Consider the following 20,685-nt stretch of genomic DNA (forward strand, 5'->3'; position numbering starts at 1 on the left):
GGTTTGGCCTCCTCCTCTTTCCGCAGTTCATGGAATAAATCCGTGGAACAAATCCGTATTCGTGGGGCTCGCACCCACAACCTGAAGAACGTCAATCTCGACCTACCGCGTCACAAGCTCGTCGTCATCACGGGGCTGTCGGGCTCCGGCAAATCGTCGCTGGCGTTCGACACGCTCTATGCGGAAGGACAGCGGCGCTACGTCGAAAGCCTCTCGGCCTACGCGCGCCAGTTCCTGCAACTGATGGAAAAGCCCGACGTCGATCTGATCGAAGGCCTGTCGCCGGCCATTTCGATCGAGCAGAAAGCGACCTCGCACAATCCGCGCTCGACGGTCGGCACCGTCACCGAAATCCACGACTATCTGCGTCTGCTGTTCGCGCGCGTCGGCACGCCCTACTGCCCCGACCACGAAATTCCGCTCGAAGCGCAAAGCGTCTCGCAGATGGTCGACGCGGCGCTCGCGCTGCCCGAGGAAACGCGCCTGATGATCCTCGCGCCCGTCGTCAGCGATCGCAAGGGCGAGCACACCGATCTGTTCGAGGACATGCAGGCGCAAGGCTTCGTGCGCTTTCGCGTGCGCTCGGGCGGCGGCACGGCCAACGAAGGCACCGCGAAAATCTACGAAGTCGACTCGCTGCCGAAGCTGAAGAAAAACGACAAGCACACGATCGACGTCGTGATCGACCGTCTGCGCGTGCGCCCCGACATGAAGCAGCGCCTCGCCGAATCGTTCGAAACGGCGCTGCGTCTCGCCGACGGCCGCGCCGTCGCGCTCGAAATGGATACGGACAAGGAGCACCTGTTCAGCTCGAAGTTCGCCTGCCCGGTCTGCTCGTATTCGCTGCCGGAACTCGAACCGCGCCTGTTCTCGTTCAACAACCCGATGGGCGCGTGCCCCGAATGCGACGGCCTCGGCCAGATCACCTTCTTCGATCCGAAGCGGGTGGTCGCACATCCGTCGCTGTCGCTCGCGGCGGGTGCCGTGAAGGGCTGGGACCGGCGCAACCAGTTCTACTTCCAGATGCTGCAGAGCCTCGCGGCGTTCTACGACTTCGACATCGACACCGCGTTCGAAGACCTGCCGGAGAAGGTCCGCAAGATCCTGCTGTACGGTTCGGGCAAGCAGGAGATTCCGTTCTCCTACATCAACGAGCGCGGCCGCACTTCCGTGCGCGAACACGTGTTCGAGGGGATCATCCCGAATCTGGAGCGGCGCTACCGCGAAACCGATTCGGCCGCCGTGCGCGAGGAACTCGCCAAGTATCAAAACAACCAGCCCTGCCCGGCTTGTGCGGGCACGCGGCTGCGCCGCGAGGCGCGCTTCGTGCGCATCGGCACGGATGAGGACGCGCGCGGCATCTTCGAGATCAGCGGCTGGCCGCTGCGCGACGCGCTCGGCTACTTCCAGACGCTGCGCCTCGAAGGCTCGAAACGCGAGATCGCCGACAAGGTGGTCAAGGAAATCGTCGCGCGGCTGATGTTCCTCAATAACGTCGGGCTCGATTACCTGTCGCTCGAACGCAGCGCGGAAACGCTCTCGGGCGGCGAGGCGCAGCGCATCCGGCTCGCCTCGCAGATCGGCTCGGGCCTGACCGGCGTCATGTACGTGCTCGACGAGCCGTCGATCGGCCTGCATCAGCGCGACAACGACCGGCTCATCTCGACGCTCAAGCATCTGCGCGATCTCGGCAACTCGGTGATCGTCGTCGAGCACGACGAGGACATGATCCGCATGGCCGACTACGTGGTCGACATGGGCCCGGGCGCGGGCGAGCACGGCGGCATGGTGATCGCCGAGGGCACGCCCGAAGAGGTGCAGCGAAACGCGGCGTCGATGACCGGGCAGTACATGTCGGGCGCGCGCACGATCGAATTCCCCGACGAGCGCAAGGAGCCCGACGAGCGGCACCTGCGCATCGTCGAGGCGCACGGCAACAATCTGCACAACGTGACGCTCGATCTGCCGGTGGGTCTCCTGACCTGCGTGACCGGCGTGTCCGGCTCGGGCAAGTCGACGCTCATCAACGACACGCTCTATCACGCGGTCTCGCATCACCTGTACGGCTCGTCCACCGAGCCCGCGCCGTACGAGTCGATCGAGGGCCTCGAGCATTTCGACAAGGTCATCAACGTCGACCAGTCGCCGATCGGCCGCACGCCGCGCTCGAATCCGGCCACCTACACGGGCCTGTTCACGCCGATCCGCGAGCTGTTCGCGGGCGTGCCGGCCGCCAAGGAACGCGGCTACGATCCGGGCCGCTTCTCGTTCAACGTGAAGGGCGGACGCTGCGAATCGTGCCAGGGCGACGGCGTGCTGAAGGTCGAGATGCACTTCCTGCCCGACGTCTACGTGCCTTGCGACGTCTGCCACGGCAAGCGCTACAACCGCGAAACGCTCGACATCCAGTACAAGGGCTGCAACATCAGCGAAGTGCTCGACATGACGGTCGAACACGCGTACGAGTTCTTCAAGGCCGTGCCGGTCGTCGCGCGCAAGCTGAAAACCTTGCTGGACGTGGGTCTCGGCTATATCCGCCTCGGCCAGTCGGCCACCACGCTGTCGGGCGGCGAGGCGCAGCGCGTGAAACTCTCGCTGGAACTGAGCAAGCGCGACACCGGTCGCACGCTATACATCCTTGACGAACCGACCACCGGCCTGCATTTTCACGACATCGCGCTGCTGCTGGAAGTAATCCACCGGTTGCGCGACCAGGGTAATACCGTCGTGATCATCGAACATAATCTCGATGTAATCAAAACTGCGGACTGGGTCATCGATCTCGGTCCCGAAGGCGGCGCGGGCGGCGGGCAGATCATCGCCCAAGGCACGCCCGAGCAGGTCGCGAAGTCGAAGGCAAGTTTTACCGGCAAGTATCTGGCGCCGCTTCTGAAGCGCACCGCCAGCGCAAAGTAACGCAGCACCTCACGGGTTGGAGACGGAACAAGCCATGACCAAGCGGAATCAGGCGCGCGACGAAGGACGGGTGCAAGACCTGCGGCCACGCCCGGTCAGGCTGACCAGCGACATGAGCCTGCCGAAGCTGTCGGCGGTCGAAATCGGCAGCTACGTGGTGATGCTGTTCGCCATGTGGGCGGTGATCGAACTGAAACTGCTCGGCTCGCTGCTCGCCGGGCTGCTCGTGTTCCAGCTCGTGCATACGATCGCGCCGCGCATCGAGCGCCACATGTCGGGCAAGCGGGCGCGCTGGCTCGCGGTGGTGATCCTCTCCGCGGTGATCGTCGGCGCGTTGACGGGGCTCACGCTCGGCATCATCGAGCACTTCGAGAACGACGTGCCGAGCGTGCAGAATCTGCTCGATCAGGCCATGCAGCTGATCGACCAGGCGCGCGGCCGGATTCCGCAGTTCATCGCCAACTATCTGCCGGTCGACACCGAGCAGATGAAGACGCGCGCCGCGGAACTGATGCACACGCACGCGAACATGCTGCAGCAAGGCGGCACGACCGCGGCGCGCGGGTTTACGCATGTGCTGCTCGGCATGATCATCGGCGCGATCATCGCGGTCGGCGCGCAGAAGCATATCCAGCGGCTGCCGCTGTCCACCGCGTTCGTCACGCGCGTGACGCGTTTCGCCGACGCTTTCCGCCGCATCGTGTTCGCGCAGGTGAAGATTTCCGCGCTCAACGCGGTATTCACCGCGATCTTCCTGCTCGTGATCCTGCCGCTCTTTCACGATCAGTTGCCGCTGTCGAAAACGCTGGTGCTGGTGACGTTCATCGTCGGGCTGCTGCCGGTGATCGGCAATCTGATCTCGAACACGATCATCGTCGCGGTCGCGCTGTCGGTCAGCTTCCCGGCGGCGGTCATGTCGCTCGTGTTCCTGATCCTCATTCACAAGCTCGAATACTTCCTGAACGCGCGGATCGTCGGCGGACAGATCGAGGCGCGCGCCTGGGAACTGCTGATCGCGATGCTCGTCATGGAAGCGGCGTTCGGCATTGCCGGCGTGATCGCGGCGCCGATTTTCTATGCGTATATCAAGCGCGAGCTGATTTATCTGCGGCTCGTGTGAGCGTAAGCGGTGGAAGGGGCAGAAAAGACGGAAGGAGCGGATAAGGCGGGCGGGCCTCGCGGCCGAACCGGTTGATCGAAGCCGGCGCTCGCGCCGGGTAGGACATTCGAGAACGGACGGCTCAAGCTCACACTGAGTCACGCTGGCAAAGCAAAGCGGCACTACGGTGCCGCTTTTTTTTCGCCTTGCACTGCGACACACGACTTGCCACACACGACAGCGTTTTCCCTGACAGAAAACTTGCAGCGGATCGTACAAGCCCATAATATGAGAATAATTCCCATTTACAAGACGATTCGCATCGTGATATTTCGCCTGAATTTCCGCCCTGGCTCGGCCCCGGGTTTCCGCTTCGCCCGGCCGGTTCGCGCATGAGAGGCCAGCTCGTCCGTCTGCACCGCTGGTTCGGCGTCGCCACCGCGTTGTTTCTGTTCGTCGCCGGTCTGACCGGGGCGATCATCGCCTGGGACCACGAACTCGATGCGGCGCTAAACCCATCGTTCTACCAGGCCCGTACGGCCGGCCCGGCGCTGTCGAGCCTCGAACTCGCGAACCGCGTCGAGGCGGCCGACCCGCGTCTTCAGGTGACCTATCTGCCGCTAGAAGTCGAGCCCGGCCAGGCATTGCAGATGATGGTGCTGCCGCGCACCGATCCGGCCACCAGGAAGCCCTACCCGCTCGACTTCAACCAGATCGCCGTCGATCCCGTCACCGGCGAAATCCAGGGACGCCGCGAATGGGGCGCCGTGTCGCTCGCGCGGCTCAACCTGATTCCATTCATCTACAAGCTGCATTACACGCTGCAGTTGCCGTTCATGGGCGGCTTCGACGTCGGCACGTGGCTGATGGGGATCGTCGGCATCGTCTGGCTGTTCGATAGCGCGATCGCGCTATGCCTGTCGTTTCCAAGCTTCAAGGCCTGGCGCAAGTCGTTCGCGTTCCGCCTGAAGCGCGGCGGCTACGCGCTCACGTTCGATCTGCACCGCTCCGGCGGCGTATGGATCTGGGGCGTGCTGATGATCGTCGCGCTGACGTCGATCTCGATGAACCTGTCGTCGCAGGTGGTGCGCCCGATCGTCTCGCGCCTCTCGACGCTGACGCCCGATCCGATCAACAACCCGGAAATCCTGCGCGCGCCGCAGCCGGGCGATCGGGTATTGAGCCGCGAGCGCATCGTCGACATCGCGCGACAGGCCGGCAAGGACAGGCATCTGACCGTACCGCCGGGCGGCCTCTACTACGCCGGAGGCCTGCATGCGTACGGCGTCGGCTTCTATGCGCCCGGCAACGATCACGGCGACATCGGCCTCGGCAACCCGTGGATGTACTGGGACGCCGTCACCGGCAAACAGCTCGCCGCGCAGATTCCCGGCAAGGGCACCGCGGGCGACATCTTCATGCAGGTGCAATTCCCGCTGCACTCGGGGCGCATTCTGGGCCTGGGCGGACGGATTCTGATCAGTGCGACCGGTATCGCAGTAGCCGTGCTGAGCATCACGGGCCTGCTGATCTGGCTGAAGAAGCTGAACGCGCGCCGCCGTTCCGCGCATAACGCGAATCTTCTCGCGCGCAACCCGGACGGAGCCCATGGAACGAACGGCGCGAGTGGAACGGCCGTGCGCTCATAGGAGAGCGCGAGGGACATCACGCCAGGAAAACCGCCATTGCGCCGGCCTCGACCGGCGCAATGCCTATTCGGCAACGGTTAGCGGAACACCACCGTCTTGCTGCCGTTCAGCACGACGCGATGCTCGACGTGCCACTTCACCGCACGCGCGAGCGTCACGCATTCGACGTCGCGGCCGATCGCCGTCAGTTGCTCCGGCGTCATGCTGTGATCGACGCGCTCGACTTCCTGCTCGATGATCGGGCCTTCGTCGAGATCGGTCGTCACGTAGTGAGCGGTCGCGCCGATCAGCTTCACGCCGCGATCGAACGCCTGGTAATACGGCTTCGCACCCTTGAAGCTCGGCAGGAACGAGTGGTGAATGTTGATCGCGCGGCCGGCCAGCGCTTCGCACAGCGTCGGCGACAGAATCTGCATGTAGCGCGCGAGCACCACGAGGTCGGCCCGATGCTCGTTGATGACGTCGAGCACGCGCGCTTCCTGCGCGGCCTTCGCGTCCGGCGTGCCGCCGAGCAGCGGGAAGTGATGGAACGGAATGTCGTAGCTCGCGGCGAGCTGGTAGAACTCCTTGTGGTTCGAGATGATCGCCGGAATGTCGATGTTGATCTGACCGGTGCGGTAGCGGAACAGCAGATCGTTCAGGCAGTGGCCGATTTTCGACACCATAATCACGACGCGCGGCTTCACGCTCGCATCGTGCAACTCCCAGCGCATGCCGAACTGTTCGGCGAGCGTCGCGAACGAGGCACGCAACGCGTCGAGCCCCGGATCGCCGCCCACCTGCTGAAAATGCACGCGCATGAAGAATTCGCCGGTGCCGCTGTCGCCGAACTGCGCGGAGTCGAGAATATTGCTGCCACGCTCGAACAGAAAGCCCGACACGGCGTGAACGATGCCGGGCCGGTCGGCGCACGACAGTTTGAGGATAAAGCTGTGATCGGTCGACATGACCTCGGTGACTCCCTTCTTCAATGCGTGGTTTGTTTCAGTGCGTTCAGTGCGTACGGGCTGTGCGGGGCGAGCCGAATCCTGGCGCTTAAGAATCCAGGCGCCTAACCTAGCCCTGCTTCGGCGGCGCGAACAGCGCGTCGATGCCCGCGCACGCGTCCTCGTCGATCCAGCGGCGGCGCAGCAGACAGTCGAGCGTGGCGAGGCTCGCATCCACCGTCAGCGCGCTTTCCTCGACCCAGCGCGCGACTTCGTCGATACGCGCAAGCCGGTGTTCGCCCACTTCGCCGTCCTGGTTGCGCGGCGCGAAGTCGGCAGGCAGCGCAAGGTCGTAGATGAAAATCTGCTCGGCCTGCGTGCCTTCCGGCAGCGATTGCAGCACATGCGCGGTGCGGCCCGCGACCGCGCGCGAGGCGATCTCCGCCGGGATGCCGGCTTCTTCCCAGCATTCCTTGACGATCGTCTCGCCGATGCCGAAGCCCCAGCCGATCCCGCCCGCGACGACATTGTCGAGCATGCCGGGGTCGGTCGCCTTGGTCTCGCTGCGGCGCGCGATCCATAATTGCGGCGCGCCATCCGCGTATTCTACGATGCCGTTCAGATGCACCGCGTAGGTCATCGTGCCGAAGAAGCGCGACGCGGCGCGCTCGATATAGGCGAGCGGCGGCGCGTCGAACGCGTTGCGGATCGCGTAGGTCTCGTTGCGCCAGCCGGGAATGCGGCCATCGGCGGCGAGCGCGCCGATCACCGAAGCGAGCGCCGCGCTGCGTAGATCGACGGTGTCGAATGCGGCGGCAAGCGTCACGGCATCGCTAGCGATTTCGAACACGTCGGGCCAGCGCGCGAGCAACGGCACGTCGTGTTCGCGAATCCAGCCGACCTGTTCGGCGCCGATTCTGAACGGCCGGTGAGCGCTGGCGTCGAAGCGGCGCGCGGCGGTGATGCAAGGCAAAGTCATCGAAAACTCCAGACTGTCCGCACGACGGCGAACCTAAGCAAAGCAAATGCAAGCGTGTCGGTCGACACGTCTCAATCACGCAACGCGACGCGAATCCCGATCGCAATGAACGTCGCGCCGGCCAGGCGATCGAGCCACACGCCCACGCGCGGCCGCCGTCTGAGCCAGCCGCCGATGAGGCCCGCGCAGACGCCGAACAGCGAAAACACCACGACCGTCTGCAACATGAAGAGCACGCCGAGTTCGAGCATCTGCACCGTCACGCTTTGCGCGCCATGCGGCTGCACGAACTGCGGCAGGAACACGACGAAGAACAGCGTGACCTTCGGGTTCATCAGATTGCCGAGCACGCTCTGGCGGAACACCGCGCCAAGCGGCTGCGGCGCGCGCTGATGCGCGGTCGCGAGCCCCTCGCTGCGCAGCGCCTTGATGCCGATCCAGACCAGATATGCGGCGCCCGCGAGCTTGATCGCCTCGAACGCGAGCGGCAACGAACGCAGCAGCGCGGCGACGCCGAGCGCCGCGAGCGTCGTATGAAACGTGATGCCGGCGGCAAAGCCGAGCGCGGCGACGAAGCCGGCCGCGCGGCCCTGCGAGATGCCGCGCGCGAGCACCTGCAGATTGTCCGGACCGGGCGCCACGGTAATCGCGATCGAGGTGGCGAGAAACAGCAGGAAGTTGGGCATCGTCATGGCCTTCTCGTGGGGCGGCGGGTGAGTATCTGATGAATGCCGGATGAGTGCCGGGCGGTTGCGTGCCGGGTGCGGCACGCGCGGCACCGCACGCTCAATGTCCGTCGAAACTCGTCACCGTATACAGCGCAAGGCCGCCCTCGCTCAACAGCGTCGAACCGCCCAGCTCGGGCAGATCGACGATCGCCGCGCCTTCCACGACGACCGCGCCGAGCCGTTCGAGCAACTGCTTGCCGGCCATCATCGTGCCGCCGGTCGCGATCAGATCGTCGATGATCACGACGCGGTCGCCGGGTTCGCACGCATCCTCGTGAATCTCGACGGTCGCGGTGCCGTACTCCAGTTCGTACGATTGCGAGATCCTCTTGTACGGCAGCTTGCCCGCCTTGCGGATCGGGATGAAGCCGAGGCTCAGCTCATGCGCGACGATCGGCCCGATGATGAAGCCGCGCGCATCGAGCCCGGCGATGTAGTCGAGCTTCGCGTCGATATAGCGCTGCACGAACAGGTCGATCAGCACGCGCAGCGACTTCGGCTCGCGCAACAGCGGCGTGATGTCGCGAAACTGCACGCCGGGCTGCGGCCAGTCGGGCACCGTGCGAATGTGACTTCTGATGTAGTCGGCCGCATCGAGCGGCGCGCTCGCGAGCGCGTTGGACATGATGACTCCGGATGGACCTGGAAAGGCCCGGTGAAAAGCTGGCTAAAGGATTCGTAAAGGACTCACTTCGGCGGCCGGCGTCAGGCCGCGGCGGCGCCCGCGCGGCGATGCTTCTTCGAGAGCCGTTCCTCGGCTTGCGCCAGTTGTTCGGGCAGACCGCGCAGCACCACGATGTCGCTCGCGCGCAGTTTCGTCGACGGGTCCGGTTCGACACCGCGGATGCCATGCCGGCGGATCGCGGTCACTTCGACGCCGAGTTCGAACAGGCCCAGCTCCGCGAGCGTGCGGCCCACCGCGTCGGCGCTGGCGTCGACCGGAACCGATTGTAGCCGCACCTGTTCGTGGCCGTCGTCGTCCTCGATGTCGTCGGCGCCGTGGAAGTAGCCGCGCAAGAGCGAATAGCGCTCGTCGCGCATCTCCTCGACGCGCCGCACCACGCGCCGCATCGGCACGCCCATCACGACGAGCGTGTGCGAGGCGAGCATCAGGCTGCCCTCGACGATCTCCGGAATCACTTCGGTCGCGCCGGCGGCCAGCAGCTTTTCCAGATCGGAATCGTCGACGGTGCGCACGATGACCGGCAGCGTCGGCTCCATCTCGTGGATGTTGTGCAGCACGCGCAATGCCGAGGGCGTATTCGCATAGGTGATCGCGATCGCAGCCGCGCGGTGCAGGCCCGCCGCCAGCAGCGATTCGCGCCGCCCCGCATCGCCGAACACGACCGATTCGCCGGCCGCCGCGGCCGCCGCGACACGGTCCGGGTCGAGGTCGAGCGCGACGTACGAGAGCCCTTCGTGTTCGAGCATGCGCGCGAGGTTCTGCCCGGCGCGGCCGTAGCCGCAAATGATCACGTGGCCGCTCTGCTTGAGGCTTTGCGTCGCGATGCGCGTCATCTGCAGCGACTGCATCATCCATTCGGTCGACGACAGCCGCAGCACGATGCGGTCGGTGTTCTGGATCATGAACGGCGCGGCGAGCATCGACAGCAGCATCGCCGCGAGAATCGCCTGCAACAGCGTCGCGTCGACGAGATGGCGGTCGAGAATCAGGTTCAGCAGCACGAAGCCGAACTCGCCGGCCTGCGCGAGGCCGATGCCGGTGCGCATCGCCACGCCCGGCGTCGCGCCGAAGAGCCGCGCGAGGCCGGTGATCATCACGGCCTTCAGCAAAATCGGCCCGACGAAAAAGCCCAGCACGATGAGCGGATGCTCCCAGATCACGCGCGGATTGAGCAGCATGCCGGTCGTCACGAAGAAGAGCCCGAGCAGCACGTCGCGAAACGGCTTGATGTCTTCTTCCACCTGATGCCGGTACGGCGTCTCGGCGATCAGCATGCCGGCGATGAACGCGCCGAGCGCGAGCGACAGGCCGAACTTGTCGGTGATGAACGCGGCGCCGAGCGTGACGAGCAGCAGGTTGAGGATGAACAGTTCCTGCGAGCGGCGCCGCGCAACCACGTTGAACCAGCGCGTCATGAAGCTCTGGCCGACGATCAGCAGCAGCGCCAAGGCCACGACGATCTTGATCGCCGCGATGCCGAGCGCGCTGACCAGATTCTCCGAGCGCCCGCCGAGCGCGGAAATGATGATGAGCAGCGGCACCACCGCCAGATCCTGAAACAGCAGCACGCCGAAGATATTGCGGCCGTGCTCGGTTTCGATTTCGAGCCGCTCGGCGAGCATCTTGCTGACGATCGCCGTCGACGACATCGCGAGCGCGCCGCCCAGCGCCACGCTCGCCTGCCACGTGATATGCACCCAGCGCTCGAGCACGAAGCCGAGCGACACCGCCACCGCGACCGTGCCGATCACCTGCAGCAAGCCGAGGCCGAACACGAGCCGGCGCATCGAGCGCAGCTTGGAGAGCGAAAATTCGAGTCCGATCGAGAACATCAGGAACACGACGCCGAATTCGGCGAGGTTCTGCGCGCCCGCCGAATCGGGAATCAGCCCGAACGCATGCGGCCCGACGACGATGCCGACCGTCAGGTAGCCGAGCATCGGCGGCAGATTCAGGAAGCGAAAGATCACCACGCCCGCCACCGATGCCAGCAGCAGGAACAACGTCATTTCGAGCGGGGAAATCATCGGCAAAAACGCATGGGTGAGGCGTCCTCGTTCGTCAACGGAACCCGCGCGCGCAGGACACCGCGCGGCAGGGTCGGGGGGCCGGAAAAAAACGCTAAAGGGCTGCTAAAGGGGCTGGCGAAAAGCTCGTGCAGCCGGCGGCTTGGCACAGCAGGCCCGGCGCGGCGAACAGGCGCCTTTGCTATACTCCGCGAATGATAGCGAAAATCAATGGCGACAGGGCACTCGCGCTGGCTCGCGACGTGCTCGACATCGAAGCGGACGCCGTACGCGCGCTTCGCGATCAGCTCGACGGCAGCTTCGTCGGCGCGGTCGATCTCATCCTGGGTTGCGGCGGACGCGTGGTCGTTTCCGGCATCGGCAAGTCCGGCCACGTGGCCCGCAAGCTCGCGGCCACGCTGGCGAGCACCGGCACGCCGGCGTTCTTCGTGCATCCCGCGGAAGCCAGCCATGGCGACCTCGGCATGGTCACCGCCGACGACGTCTTCCTCGCGCTATCCAATTCCGGCGAAACCGAAGAACTCGTGGCGATCCTGCCGCTCATCAAGCGGATCGGCGCGAAGCTGATCGCGATGACGGGCCGCCCGGCGTCGAGCCTCGCGCAACTGGCCGACGTGCACCTGAATTCCGCCGTCGCCAAAGAAGCCTGTCCGATGAATCTCGCGCCCACCGCCAGCACCACCGCCGCGCTCGCGCTCGGCGACGCGCTCGCGGTCGCGGTGCTCGACGCGCGCGGCTTCGGCCGCGACGATTTCGCGCGCTCGCATCCGGGCGGCGCGCTCGGCCGGCGCCTGCTCACTTATGTACGCGACGTGATGCGCACCGGCGAGCAGTTGCCGCGGGTCACGCCCGAGTCGACCGTCAGCGACGCGCTCTTCCAGCTGACCGCGAAGCGCATGGGCATGACCTCGGTGGTCGACCATAACGGCCGCGTGACCGGCATCTTCACCGACGGCGACCTGCGCCGCGTGCTCGAACGCGACGGCGATTTCCGCCAGTTGCCGATCGCCTCGGTCATGACGGCCAGCCCGCGCACGATCGGCCCCGATCACCTCGCGGTCGAAGCCGTGGAACTGATGGAGCGTTATCGCATCAATCAGATGCTGGTCGTCGACGAAGCGGGCAAGCTGATCGGCGCGCTCAACATGCACGACCTGTTCTCCAAGAAGGTGATCTGATGGCCGTGGCTCCCCTTACCGCGACTGAACGCGCCAGCCGCGTGAAGCTGATGATTTTCGACGTCGACGGCGTGCTGACCGACGGCGGCCTGCTGTTCACGGCGGAAGGCGACACGATGAAGGGCTTCAACTCGATGGACGGCCACGGCATGAAGCTGCTGCGCGAGGCCGGCATCGAAACCGCCATCATCACCGGGCGCAAGTCCGGCATCGTGGCGGCGCGGGTGAAGGAAATGAACATCACGCACGTCTATCAGGGCGTGCAGGACAAGCCGGCGGCCTTCGCCGACCTGCTGCAGCAAACCGGCCTCGCCGCCGAAGACTGCGGCTACATGGGCGACGACTGGGTCGATCTCGCGGTAATGCTGCGCGTCGGCTTCGCGGCCGCGCCGGCCAATTCGCATCCCGAGGTGATCGCGCGGGCGCACTGGGTCAGCGAGGCGCGCGGCGGCCACGGCGCGGCGCGCGAAGTGTGCGACACGCTGCTGCGCGCGCAGCACAAATACGAAGCACTGCTTGCGGCGGCCTGCAGCGGCGAGCAGCGGGGCCTCGTCGGATGAACCAGTTTCGCCTGACTTCGCTGATTCCGCTCGTCGCGATGGCGGCGCTCGCCGGCATCACCTGGTGGCTGCTGCAAGCCACCCTGCCGCGCAAGAGCGACAACGAGGTACGCCCCAAGGAACACACGCCCGACTATTTCGCGGACAACTTCTCGGTTTCCGAACTCGACCAGTCGGGCGCGACGCAATACCGGCTGACCGCGCAATCGCTGATCCATTACGAGGACGACGAAATGAGCGACCTCGTCAAGCCGGCCATGCGCGCGTTCCAGCCCGGCAAGCCGATCGTCACCGCGACCGGCGACACCGGCACGGTCAACGCGGACGCCTCGATCGTCAATCTGTACCAGAATGCCCGCATCCTGCGCGCGCCCGGCAACGGCGATCCGCAGATGCAGGCCGATTCCGAGCATTTCAGGGTGCTCGTCAACGACGATGTGATCGAGACCGAAAAGCCAGTTAAACTTCAGCGCGGCATGTCGGTAATGACTGCCAGCGGCATGAAATACAACAATGTCACCCGGGTTATGCAGCTGTTCGGCAATGTAAGAGGCGCAATCGCCGCAACCGACGCCGGCGGCGGCTCGTCCCACTAACCCGGGCCATTCATTCCAGGCATGACTGCATGAACGAATCGTTCCCCCGTTTTGATACCGGCCTCGCGCGCGCGCTGTCGGCGTGCCGCGCCGGGCTCGCCGCGCTCGCCGTCGCGCTGCCGCTCGCCGGCTTCGCGCCGCTCGCGCACGCGGACCGCGCCGACAAGGACAAGCCGCTGAACATCGAAGCGGACAACATGACTTACGACGACCTGCGGCAGGTCAGCATCTTCACGGGCCACGTGGTCGCCACCAAGGGGACGATCCTCATCAAGGCCGATCGTGTCGAAGTGTCGCAAGACCCGCAGGGCTACCAGTACGCCACCGGCACCTCGAGCGGCAGCAATCTGTCGTACTTCCGCCAGAAGCGCGAAGGGCTCGACGAATACATCGAAGGCACGGCCGTGCGGATCGACTACGACGGCAAGCAGGATCTGACCACGCTCACCACCAACGCGACGGTGCGCCGCCTGCAAAGCATGACGACGCTGCTCGACCAGGTGCATGGCAGCGTCATCACCTATGACGGCCAGAACGACTTCTACACCGCGAAGGCCGGCAAGGACGTCGCGAGCCCGGGCAACCCGACTGGCCGCGTGCGCGCGATGCTCGCGCCGCGCAACGGCGGCGCCGCGCCGCTGACCGGCGCCTCGGCCACGCTCGCGCCGTCCACCTCGATCCAGGGAGCGCCGAACCAGTGAGCACCATCAGCGGCAACATCGCGCCCCTGCCCAATCGCAAGCCGGCCGGCACCAGCAGTTCGCTGGTCGTGCGCAATCTGAAGAAGCGCTATGGCTCGCGCACGGTCGTCAAGGACGTCTCGCTCGACGTGAAAAGCGGCGAAGTGGTCGGCCTGCTCGGCCCGAACGGCGCCGGCAAGACCACGTCGTTCTACATGATCGTGGGTCTCGTGCCGCTCGACGCCGGCGAAATCGATCTGGACGGCAAATCGATCAGCCTGCTGCCGATCCACAAGCGCGCCTCGCTCGGCCTGTCGTATCTGCCGCAGGAAGCCTCGGTGTTCCGCAAGCTCAGCGTCGAGGAAAACATTCGCGCGGTGCTCGAATTGCAGCACGAAGAAAACGGCAAGCGGCTCAGCAAGGACGCCATCAGGTCGCGCACCGAAGCGCTGCTCGACGAGCTGCAGATCGCGCATCTGCGTGACAATCCGGCGCTGTCGCTGTCGGGCGGCGAGCGCCGCCGCGTGGAAATCGCCCGCGCGCTCGCCACCAACCCGAGCTTCATTCTGCTCGACGAACCGTTCGCGGGCGTCGATCCGATCGCGGTGCTGGAAATCCAGAAGATCGTCAAGTTCCTGAAGCAGCGCAATATCGGCGTCCTGATTACCGACCACAACGTGCGCGAGACGCTCGGCATCTGCGATCACGCGTACATCATCAGCGACGGCAGCGTGCTCGCGGCCGGCGCGCCCAGCGAGATCATCGAGAACGAAAGCGTGCGGCGCGTCTATCTCGGCGAACACTTCCGCATGTAAGCACATCAAGGGTCGCCGGCCGCGCGAATACGCACGGCCGGTCCTTTTTGCGGCATCCGCACATTCGCCGCCTCTCGTCTCCCCGCACGTCCATTTCCGCACGGCATCGGCTGGCGCCTCGCCTTGCCGGAAAACTCGCGCATGCGTAATTGCGGGTGTCGCAAGGTATCGCGGTCGTGGCAAACTCTCTACAATGAATCTCAACTTGCCATGAAAGCCAGCCTCCAACTCCGCCTATCGCAGCATCTTGCGCTGACGCCGCAACTACAGCAGTCCATCCGGCTGCTGCAGTTGTCGACGCTCGAACTGCAGCAGGAAGTCGCCATGGCGATCTCGCAGAACCCGCTCCTCGAGAACGAGGACGAATGGATCGCGAGCCCGTTGCGGGTGGCTGCCGACGGTTCGGTCATCGCCCAGACGCCGGGTGCGTCCACGCCGTCCGACCCGATGGCCGGCAACGGCTCGTCGGGGTCCGACGGCACGGGCGAGCGCGCCGAAAACGGCGAGCCGCAAGGTGTCGACGAATACAACGGCCTCTCGGGCGACGGCGGTGACGCATCGCAATGGAACCTCGACGACTATGGCCGCTCCGGCAACGCGTCGGATGACGACGACCTGCCGCCGCTGCAAATCCACGAGTCGAGCACCTCACTGCGCGATCACCTGATGGCGCAACTGCGCGTCACCCAGGCGAGCCCGCGCGACCGGGCGCTCGTCACGTTTCTGATCGAATCTCTCGACGACGACGGCTACCTCGCCGCCACGCTCGAAGAAGTGCTGGCCGATCTGCCCGACGAACTCGAAGTCGACCTCGACGAACTGAATGCCGCGCTGGCGCTGCTGCATAGCTTCGACCCGGCCGGGGTCGGCGCGCGCTCCGCGTCGGAATGCCTGAAGCTGCAACTGCTGCGGCTCGATCCGTCGCCCACCCGCACGCTCGCGCTAGACATTGTCGGCCATCACCTGGAATTGCTCGCGGCGCGCGATTTCACGCGTCTGCGCAAGCACCTGAAAGCGAACGACGACGATCTGCGCGACGCCCATGTGCTGATCCGCTCGCTCGAACCGTTTCCCGGCGCCGCCTACGGCAAGGCCGAAGCGGACTACGTCGTGCCCGACATCATGGTGCGCAGAACCGCTCAAGGATGGCAGGCCGAACTGAATCCCGAAGTCGTGCCGAAGCTGCGCATCAACCATCTGTACGCGAATATTCTGCGCAATAACCGGGGCGATCCCGGCAGCGGTTCATTGCGCCAGCAGCTTCAGGAAGCACGCTGGCTGATCAAAAACATCCAGCAGCGTTTCGAGACGATCCTGCGAGTTGCGCAGGCAATCGTCGAGCGTCAGAAGAGCTTTTTCGTGCACGGCGAAATTGCCATGCGCCCCTTGGTTTTGCGGGAAATTGCTGATACGCTGGGCCTACACGAGTCAACTGTCTCGCGTGTGACAACCGGCAAATACATGCTGACCCCATTCGGGACGCTGGAATTCAAGTACTTTTTCGGCTCACACGTATCGACTGACACAGGCGGCGCGGCCTCTTCAACGGCCATTCGCGCGCTGATCAAACAACTGATAGGAGCGGAAAACCCGAAATCGCCACTCTCAGACAGTCGCATAGCCGAATTGCTGGCGGAACAGGGCTTCGTGGTCGCACGGCGTACCGTGGCGAAATACCGTGAAGCGCTCAAGATCCCGGCAGTCAACCTGCGCAAGTCTCTGTAGCCCGCCGCGTTTTGCAGCGGGCATTTACCGGCCGCTCCGTGCATGACGGACAGGCCGGCCGCTGCGACCTGCCAGATGTCAGTCACCGGGGGGCGACACAGGCAAGCCGTCAGATCGACCGGACCTTTGTCATTGTGCGGACCAAGCGGCATTAGCTTGGAGAAGCACTATGAATCTCAAGATCAGTGGACACCACCTCGAAGTAACGCCTGCGTTGCGCGAATACGTGATCACCAAACTGGACAGGGTGCTAAGACATTTCGATCAGGTCATCGACGGCAGTGTGGTCCTCTCGGTCGACAACCATAAGGAAAAAGACAAGCGTCAGAAGGTGGAAATCAATCTCCATCTGAAGGGTAAAGACATTTTTGTCGAGAGTTGTGACAGTGATTTGTACGCGGCGATAGATCTTGTGATCGACAAGCTCGACAGACAGGTGATCCGCCACAAGGATCGTCTGCAAGGACATCAGCACGAGGCGATCAAGTATCAGCCGGCGCCGCAACTGGACGTGCCGCCGCAATAGGAGAATTAGAGGAAATCATTCATTTTCCCGCTCCGTCAAGCCGCCCGCAACCGGGCGGTTTTTCGTTTTCGGGCCACGTTCCCCGCGCCGTTTCCGCATGCCGTGCATGGTTTTCGCCAGTCTTTGCGCGAAGCGAAACGAGTCGCGGCGCAAGCGGTGAAAAACCTGGTATGCATCAATGGCGCGCCGCACCATCGTCCGCTACCCTGTTCTATAATGTTCCGGTTACCATCGGGGTCAAGCCAGCTCTTTGAATACGGCCGGCCGGAGTCTCGCGCTTTGGGCGACGGCTCTCACCGCACGTCTTCGCGAGCATCAAACGAATGGAACGCCACTTAAACGCCCCGGTGGGGAGAACCCAGGCCACGTTTTCGCCTGTCAACATGAATCGTTTAGCCAAATTTCTTCCCCTCGAGAACGTCGTCATCGGACTATCGGTCACCAGCAAGAAACGCGTGTTCGAGCAAGCGGGCCTGATCTTCGAGAACCAGAACGGCATCGCCCGCAGTACCGTCACTGACAATCTTTTTGCGCGAGAGCGCCTCGGTTCGACCGGACTCGGCGAAGGCGTCGCGATTCCGCACGGGCGCATCAAGGGCCTCAAGCAGCCGCTCGCCGCGTTCGTCCGTCTCGCGGAACCCATCCCTTTCGAAGCACCGGACGGTCAGCCGGTTTCGCTGCTGATCTTCCTGCTCGTGCCCGAACAGGCTACCCAACAGCACCTCGAAATCCTGTCCGAGATTGCCCAGTTGCTGTCCGATCGCGAGGCTCGCGAACGCCTGCATACCGAAGAAGACCGCGAATCGTTGCATCGCCTGCTCACTCAGTGGCAACCTTGATGCAGCGGCGGTAACCCCGCGCACGCGAGCACGGCCCGGCAAGCGGCCCACACTGGAGTCACCGACTCATGGATACGTCCAGCATCAACGCCCAGAGCATTTTCGACGACAACGCAGCCATGCTGAAGCTCAGCTGGCTCACGGGGCATGAAGGCTGGGAGCGCGGCTTTTCTTCGGAATCGGTCGCCAACGCCACCTCGAGCGCCGACCTCGTCGGCCACCTGAACCTGATCCACCCGAACCGGATCCAGGTGCTCGGCGACGCCGAAATCGACTACTACAAACGTCAGACCGACGAAGACCGCTCGCGCCACATGGCCGAGCTGATTGCGCTGGAGCCGCCGTTCCTGGTGGTGGCCGGCGGCGTCGCCGCGCCGCCGGAACTGGTGCTGCGCTGCACGCGCTCGTCCACGCCGCTCTTCACGACACCGACCTCGGCGGCCGCGGTAATCGACAGCCTGCGTCTCTACATGTCGCGCATCCTCGCGCCCCGCGCGACGCTGCACGGCGTGTTTCTCGACATCCTCGGCATGGGCGTGCTGCTCACCGGCGACTCGGGTCTCGGCAAGAGCGAACTCGGGCTCGAGCTGATCAGCCGCGGCCACGGTCTCGTCGCCGACGACGCGGTCGACTTCGTGCGCCTCGGCCCGGACTTCGTCGAAGGACGCTGCCCGCCGCTGTTGCAGAATCTGCTCGAAGTGCGCGGCCTCGGTCTGCTCGACATCAAGACGATCTTCGGCGAAACGGCGGTGCGCCGGAAAATGAAGCTGAAGCTGATCGTGCAACTGGTACGCCGCCCCGACGGCGAATTCCAGCGCCTGCCGCTGGAGAGTCAGACTGTCGACGTGCTCGGTCTGCCGATCAGCAAGGTCACGATTCAGGTGGCTGCGGGCCGCAACCTCGCGGTGCTGGTCGAAGCGGCCGTGCGCAATACGATCCTGCAATTGCGCGGCATCGACACGCTGCGCGATTTCATGGACCGCCAGCGTCTCGCCATGCAGGACCCCGACAGCCAGTTTCCCGGCAAGCTGATCTGAAGCCGGGCCGGGCCGCGCCGCGCCGCCCAAGCCATGCAGCGCCCGCGGCAAAAAGCCCGTCCGCGGGCACGCACATGGAAACCGGATGCTATGATGAAATTTACGGTTTCGACGACTCCATGCGCATAATCCTGATCACCGGCATCTCCGGCTCCGGCAAGTCCGTTGCCCTGAACGCGCTTGAAGACGCGGGCTATTATTGCGTCGACAATCTGCCGCCGCGCTTTCTGCCGCAACTCGCCAGCTATCTCGCCGAAGACGGCCAGGATCGTCTCGCGGTCGCGATCGACGCACGCTCGGGTTCGTCGCTCGACGAAATGCCCGCGATGATCCGCGATCTCAAACGCTCGCACGACGTGCGCGTGCTGTTTCTGAGCGCAAGCACGCAGTCGCTGATTCAACGCTTTTCCGAAACGCGCCGACGCCATCCGCTATCCGGCTCGCCCGCGCACGATGCGGACGTGGGCCTGCTCACCTCGCTCGCCGAAGCGATCGAGCGCGAGCGCGAACTGGTCGCGGGGCTCGCCGAATTCGGCCATCAGATCGACACGAGCAATCTGCGCGCGAACGTGCTGCGCGCATGGGTCAAGCGTTTCATCGAACAGGAAGACGCCGGGCTCGTGCTGATGTTCGAGTCGTTCGGCTTCAAACGCGGCGTGCCGCTCGATGCGGATTTCGTATTCGACGTACGCACGCTGCCGAACCCGTACTACGATCATGAATTGAGGCCACTCACCGGCCTCGACAAACCGGTGATGGATTTTCTCGATGCGCAGCCGGTCGTCCACGAGATGATCGACGACATCGAGAAGTATCTGTCCAAGTGGCTGCCGCATTTCCGCGACGACAATCGCAGCTACCTGACCGTCGCAATCGGTTGCACGGGCGGCCAGCACCGCTCGGTGTTCATCGCGGAGACGCTTGCCGCGCGTCTCGCAACATCGGCGAATGTGATTGTGCGGCACCGCGATGCGCCGGTCGACGTCGGCGAATCATCGAAGCTGATCGCTTAACTGGCCGCATCGCGCGGCCTTAACCGAAAGCGTTGCGCCATGTCCTCTACGCCTACTGTGTACGCCGATTTGCCGCTGTTTCCGCTGCATACGGTGCTGTTCCCCGATGGATTGCTGCCGCTGAAGATTTTCGAAGCGCGCTATCTCGACATGGCGCGCGACTGTCTGCGCGAAAAGACCTCGTTCGGCGTATGCCTGCTGAAAAGCGGAGCGGAAGTGGCGCGCGAGGAAGAGCCTTCGGTGCCCGAAGCCATTGGCTGTCTCGCCGAAATCGACGAATGCGACGTCGAAGCGTTCGGCATGCTGCTGATTCGCGCGCGCGGCACGAAGCGTTTTCGCCTGCTGTCGCATCGCGTCGAAGCAAGCGGTTTGCTGGTCGGCATGGCGGAGCCGCTCGCCGACGATCAGCCGCTCGAAGGCAACGATCTGCTGGCCAAATTCGGCGCCTGCGCGGAAGTGCTCGAAAGGATCATCGCGACGATCCGCGAGCGCGACCCGGATAGTCTGCCGTTCGCGGAGCCGTTCAGGCTCGCCGATCCCTCATGGGTGTCGAACCGTCTCGCCGAAGTGCTGCCGATCGCGCTGCGCGCCCGGCAAAAGCTGATGGAACTGACCGATGCCGGCGCGCGCATCGACGTCGTGCATCACTACATGCAGCAACATCAGCTGCTGTGACGTGACGGCAACCGCGAGCATTGCACGAGCGG

Annotated in this window: 19 protein-coding genes; 14 read left to right on the forward strand and 5 right to left on the reverse strand. The window is 64.4% G+C overall.

The genetic code is table 11. The features are described 5' to 3' along the window. The first annotated feature begins 42 nt into the window (after positions 1–42). From uvrA to F3J20_RS12470, 3 genes are all read left to right on the forward strand, one after another. A complete protein-coding gene (uvrA, locus tag F3J20_RS12460; RefSeq protein ID WP_167048262.1) occupies positions 43–2,916 on the forward strand; it encodes an excinuclease ABC subunit UvrA in 2,874 nt (957 codons plus the stop codon). 34 nt (positions 2,917–2,950) lie between these two features. Next, a complete protein-coding gene (locus tag F3J20_RS12465; protein WP_167048264.1) occupies positions 2,951–4,036 on the forward strand; it encodes an AI-2E family transporter in 1,086 nt (361 codons plus the stop codon). Between the two features lie 371 nt (positions 4,037–4,407). Then, positions 4,408–5,664, forward strand: a complete 1,257-nt coding sequence (locus F3J20_RS12470; protein WP_167283516.1) for a PepSY-associated TM helix domain-containing protein — start codon at positions 4,408–4,410, stop codon at positions 5,662–5,664. A 77-nt stretch (positions 5,665–5,741) separates the two neighbouring features. Here F3J20_RS12470 and purU read toward each other — a convergent pair whose 3' ends face one another. The 5 genes from purU to F3J20_RS12495 form a co-directional block, all read right to left on the reverse strand. Further along, on the reverse strand, positions 5,742–6,611 hold the full coding sequence (purU, locus tag F3J20_RS12475) for a formyltetrahydrofolate deformylase (protein ID WP_167048268.1): 870 nt from the start codon (positions 6,609–6,611) through the stop codon (positions 5,742–5,744). Positions 6,612–6,720: 109 nt separating this feature from the next. Beyond that, positions 6,721–7,569, reverse strand: coding sequence for a DUF4743 domain-containing protein (locus F3J20_RS12480; protein WP_167048270.1), 849 nt, complete (start codon positions 7,567–7,569; stop codon positions 6,721–6,723). 71 nt (positions 7,570–7,640) lie between these two features. Further along, positions 7,641–8,255 carry a LysE family translocator gene (locus F3J20_RS12485; protein WP_167048454.1) on the reverse strand — a complete coding sequence of 205 codons (615 nt, stop codon included), beginning with the start codon at positions 8,253–8,255 and terminating at the stop codon, positions 7,641–7,643. A 100-nt stretch (positions 8,256–8,355) separates the two neighbouring features. After that, positions 8,356–8,922 (reverse strand): adenine phosphoribosyltransferase, encoded by a 567-nt coding sequence (locus tag F3J20_RS12490; protein ID WP_167048272.1) that lies wholly within the window; start codon positions 8,920–8,922, stop codon positions 8,356–8,358. Positions 8,923–9,002: 80 nt separating this feature from the next. Next, entirely contained in the window at positions 9,003–11,009 is a 2,007-nt protein-coding gene (locus F3J20_RS12495; RefSeq protein ID WP_167283517.1) for a cation:proton antiporter, read from the reverse strand. Positions 11,010–11,203: 194 nt separating this feature from the next. On the opposite strand from F3J20_RS12495, the gene kdsD reads away from it, so the two are divergent. The 11 genes from kdsD (at position 11,204) to F3J20_RS12550 (ending at position 20,653) form a co-directional block, all read left to right on the forward strand. Beyond that, positions 11,204–12,187: an arabinose 5-phosphate isomerase KdsD gene (kdsD, locus tag F3J20_RS12500; RefSeq protein WP_167048276.1), complete on the forward strand. Its 984-nt coding sequence runs from the start codon at positions 11,204–11,206 to the stop codon at positions 12,185–12,187. Next, positions 12,187–12,747: an HAD family hydrolase gene (locus tag F3J20_RS12505; protein WP_167048278.1), complete on the forward strand. Its 561-nt coding sequence runs from the start codon at positions 12,187–12,189 to the stop codon at positions 12,745–12,747. The genes kdsD and F3J20_RS12505 overlap by 1 nt, the downstream gene beginning before the upstream one ends. After that, the gene (lptC, locus tag F3J20_RS12510) at positions 12,744–13,343 is read left to right on the forward strand and encodes an LPS export ABC transporter periplasmic protein LptC (protein WP_167048280.1); all 600 of its coding nucleotides are present in this window, start codon (positions 12,744–12,746) and stop codon (positions 13,341–13,343) included. Before F3J20_RS12505 ends, lptC begins: the two co-directional genes overlap by 4 nt. Positions 13,344–13,372: 29 nt before the next feature. Continuing rightward, positions 13,373–14,044 (forward strand): lipopolysaccharide transport periplasmic protein LptA, encoded by a 672-nt coding sequence (lptA, locus tag F3J20_RS12515; RefSeq protein ID WP_167048282.1) that lies wholly within the window; start codon positions 13,373–13,375, stop codon positions 14,042–14,044. Positions 14,045–14,061: 17 nt separating this feature from the next. Then, positions 14,062–14,838: an LPS export ABC transporter ATP-binding protein gene (gene lptB, locus F3J20_RS12520; RefSeq protein WP_167048456.1), complete on the forward strand. Its 777-nt coding sequence runs from the start codon at positions 14,062–14,064 to the stop codon at positions 14,836–14,838. Between the two features lie 210 nt (positions 14,839–15,048). After that, positions 15,049–16,563, forward strand: coding sequence for an RNA polymerase factor sigma-54 (locus tag F3J20_RS12525; protein WP_167048284.1), 1,515 nt, complete (start codon positions 15,049–15,051; stop codon positions 16,561–16,563). 169 nt (positions 16,564–16,732) lie between these two features. Further along, entirely contained in the window at positions 16,733–17,089 is a 357-nt protein-coding gene (raiA, locus tag F3J20_RS12530) for a ribosome-associated translation inhibitor RaiA (protein WP_167048286.1), read from the forward strand. A gap of 323 nt (positions 17,090–17,412) precedes the next feature. Further along, positions 17,413–17,928, forward strand: a complete 516-nt coding sequence (locus tag F3J20_RS12535) for a PTS sugar transporter subunit IIA (protein ID WP_167048288.1) — start codon at positions 17,413–17,415, stop codon at positions 17,926–17,928. Positions 17,929–17,996: 68 nt separating this feature from the next. Then, a complete protein-coding gene (gene hprK, locus F3J20_RS12540; RefSeq protein WP_008921706.1) occupies positions 17,997–18,965 on the forward strand; it encodes an HPr(Ser) kinase/phosphatase in 969 nt (322 codons plus the stop codon). A 119-nt stretch (positions 18,966–19,084) separates the two neighbouring features. Beyond that, positions 19,085–19,978 (forward strand): RNase adapter RapZ, encoded by an 894-nt coding sequence (rapZ, locus tag F3J20_RS12545; protein ID WP_167048290.1) that lies wholly within the window; start codon positions 19,085–19,087, stop codon positions 19,976–19,978. A 39-nt stretch (positions 19,979–20,017) separates the two neighbouring features. Beyond that, positions 20,018–20,653: an LON peptidase substrate-binding domain-containing protein gene (locus F3J20_RS12550; protein ID WP_167048292.1), complete on the forward strand. Its 636-nt coding sequence runs from the start codon at positions 20,018–20,020 to the stop codon at positions 20,651–20,653. Positions 20,654–20,685 lie beyond the last annotated feature (32 nt).

The sequence above is a fragment of the Paraburkholderia sp. Cy-641 genome (assembly GCF_011752945.1).
Lineage (GTDB): Bacteria > Pseudomonadota > Gammaproteobacteria > Burkholderiales > Burkholderiaceae > Paraburkholderia.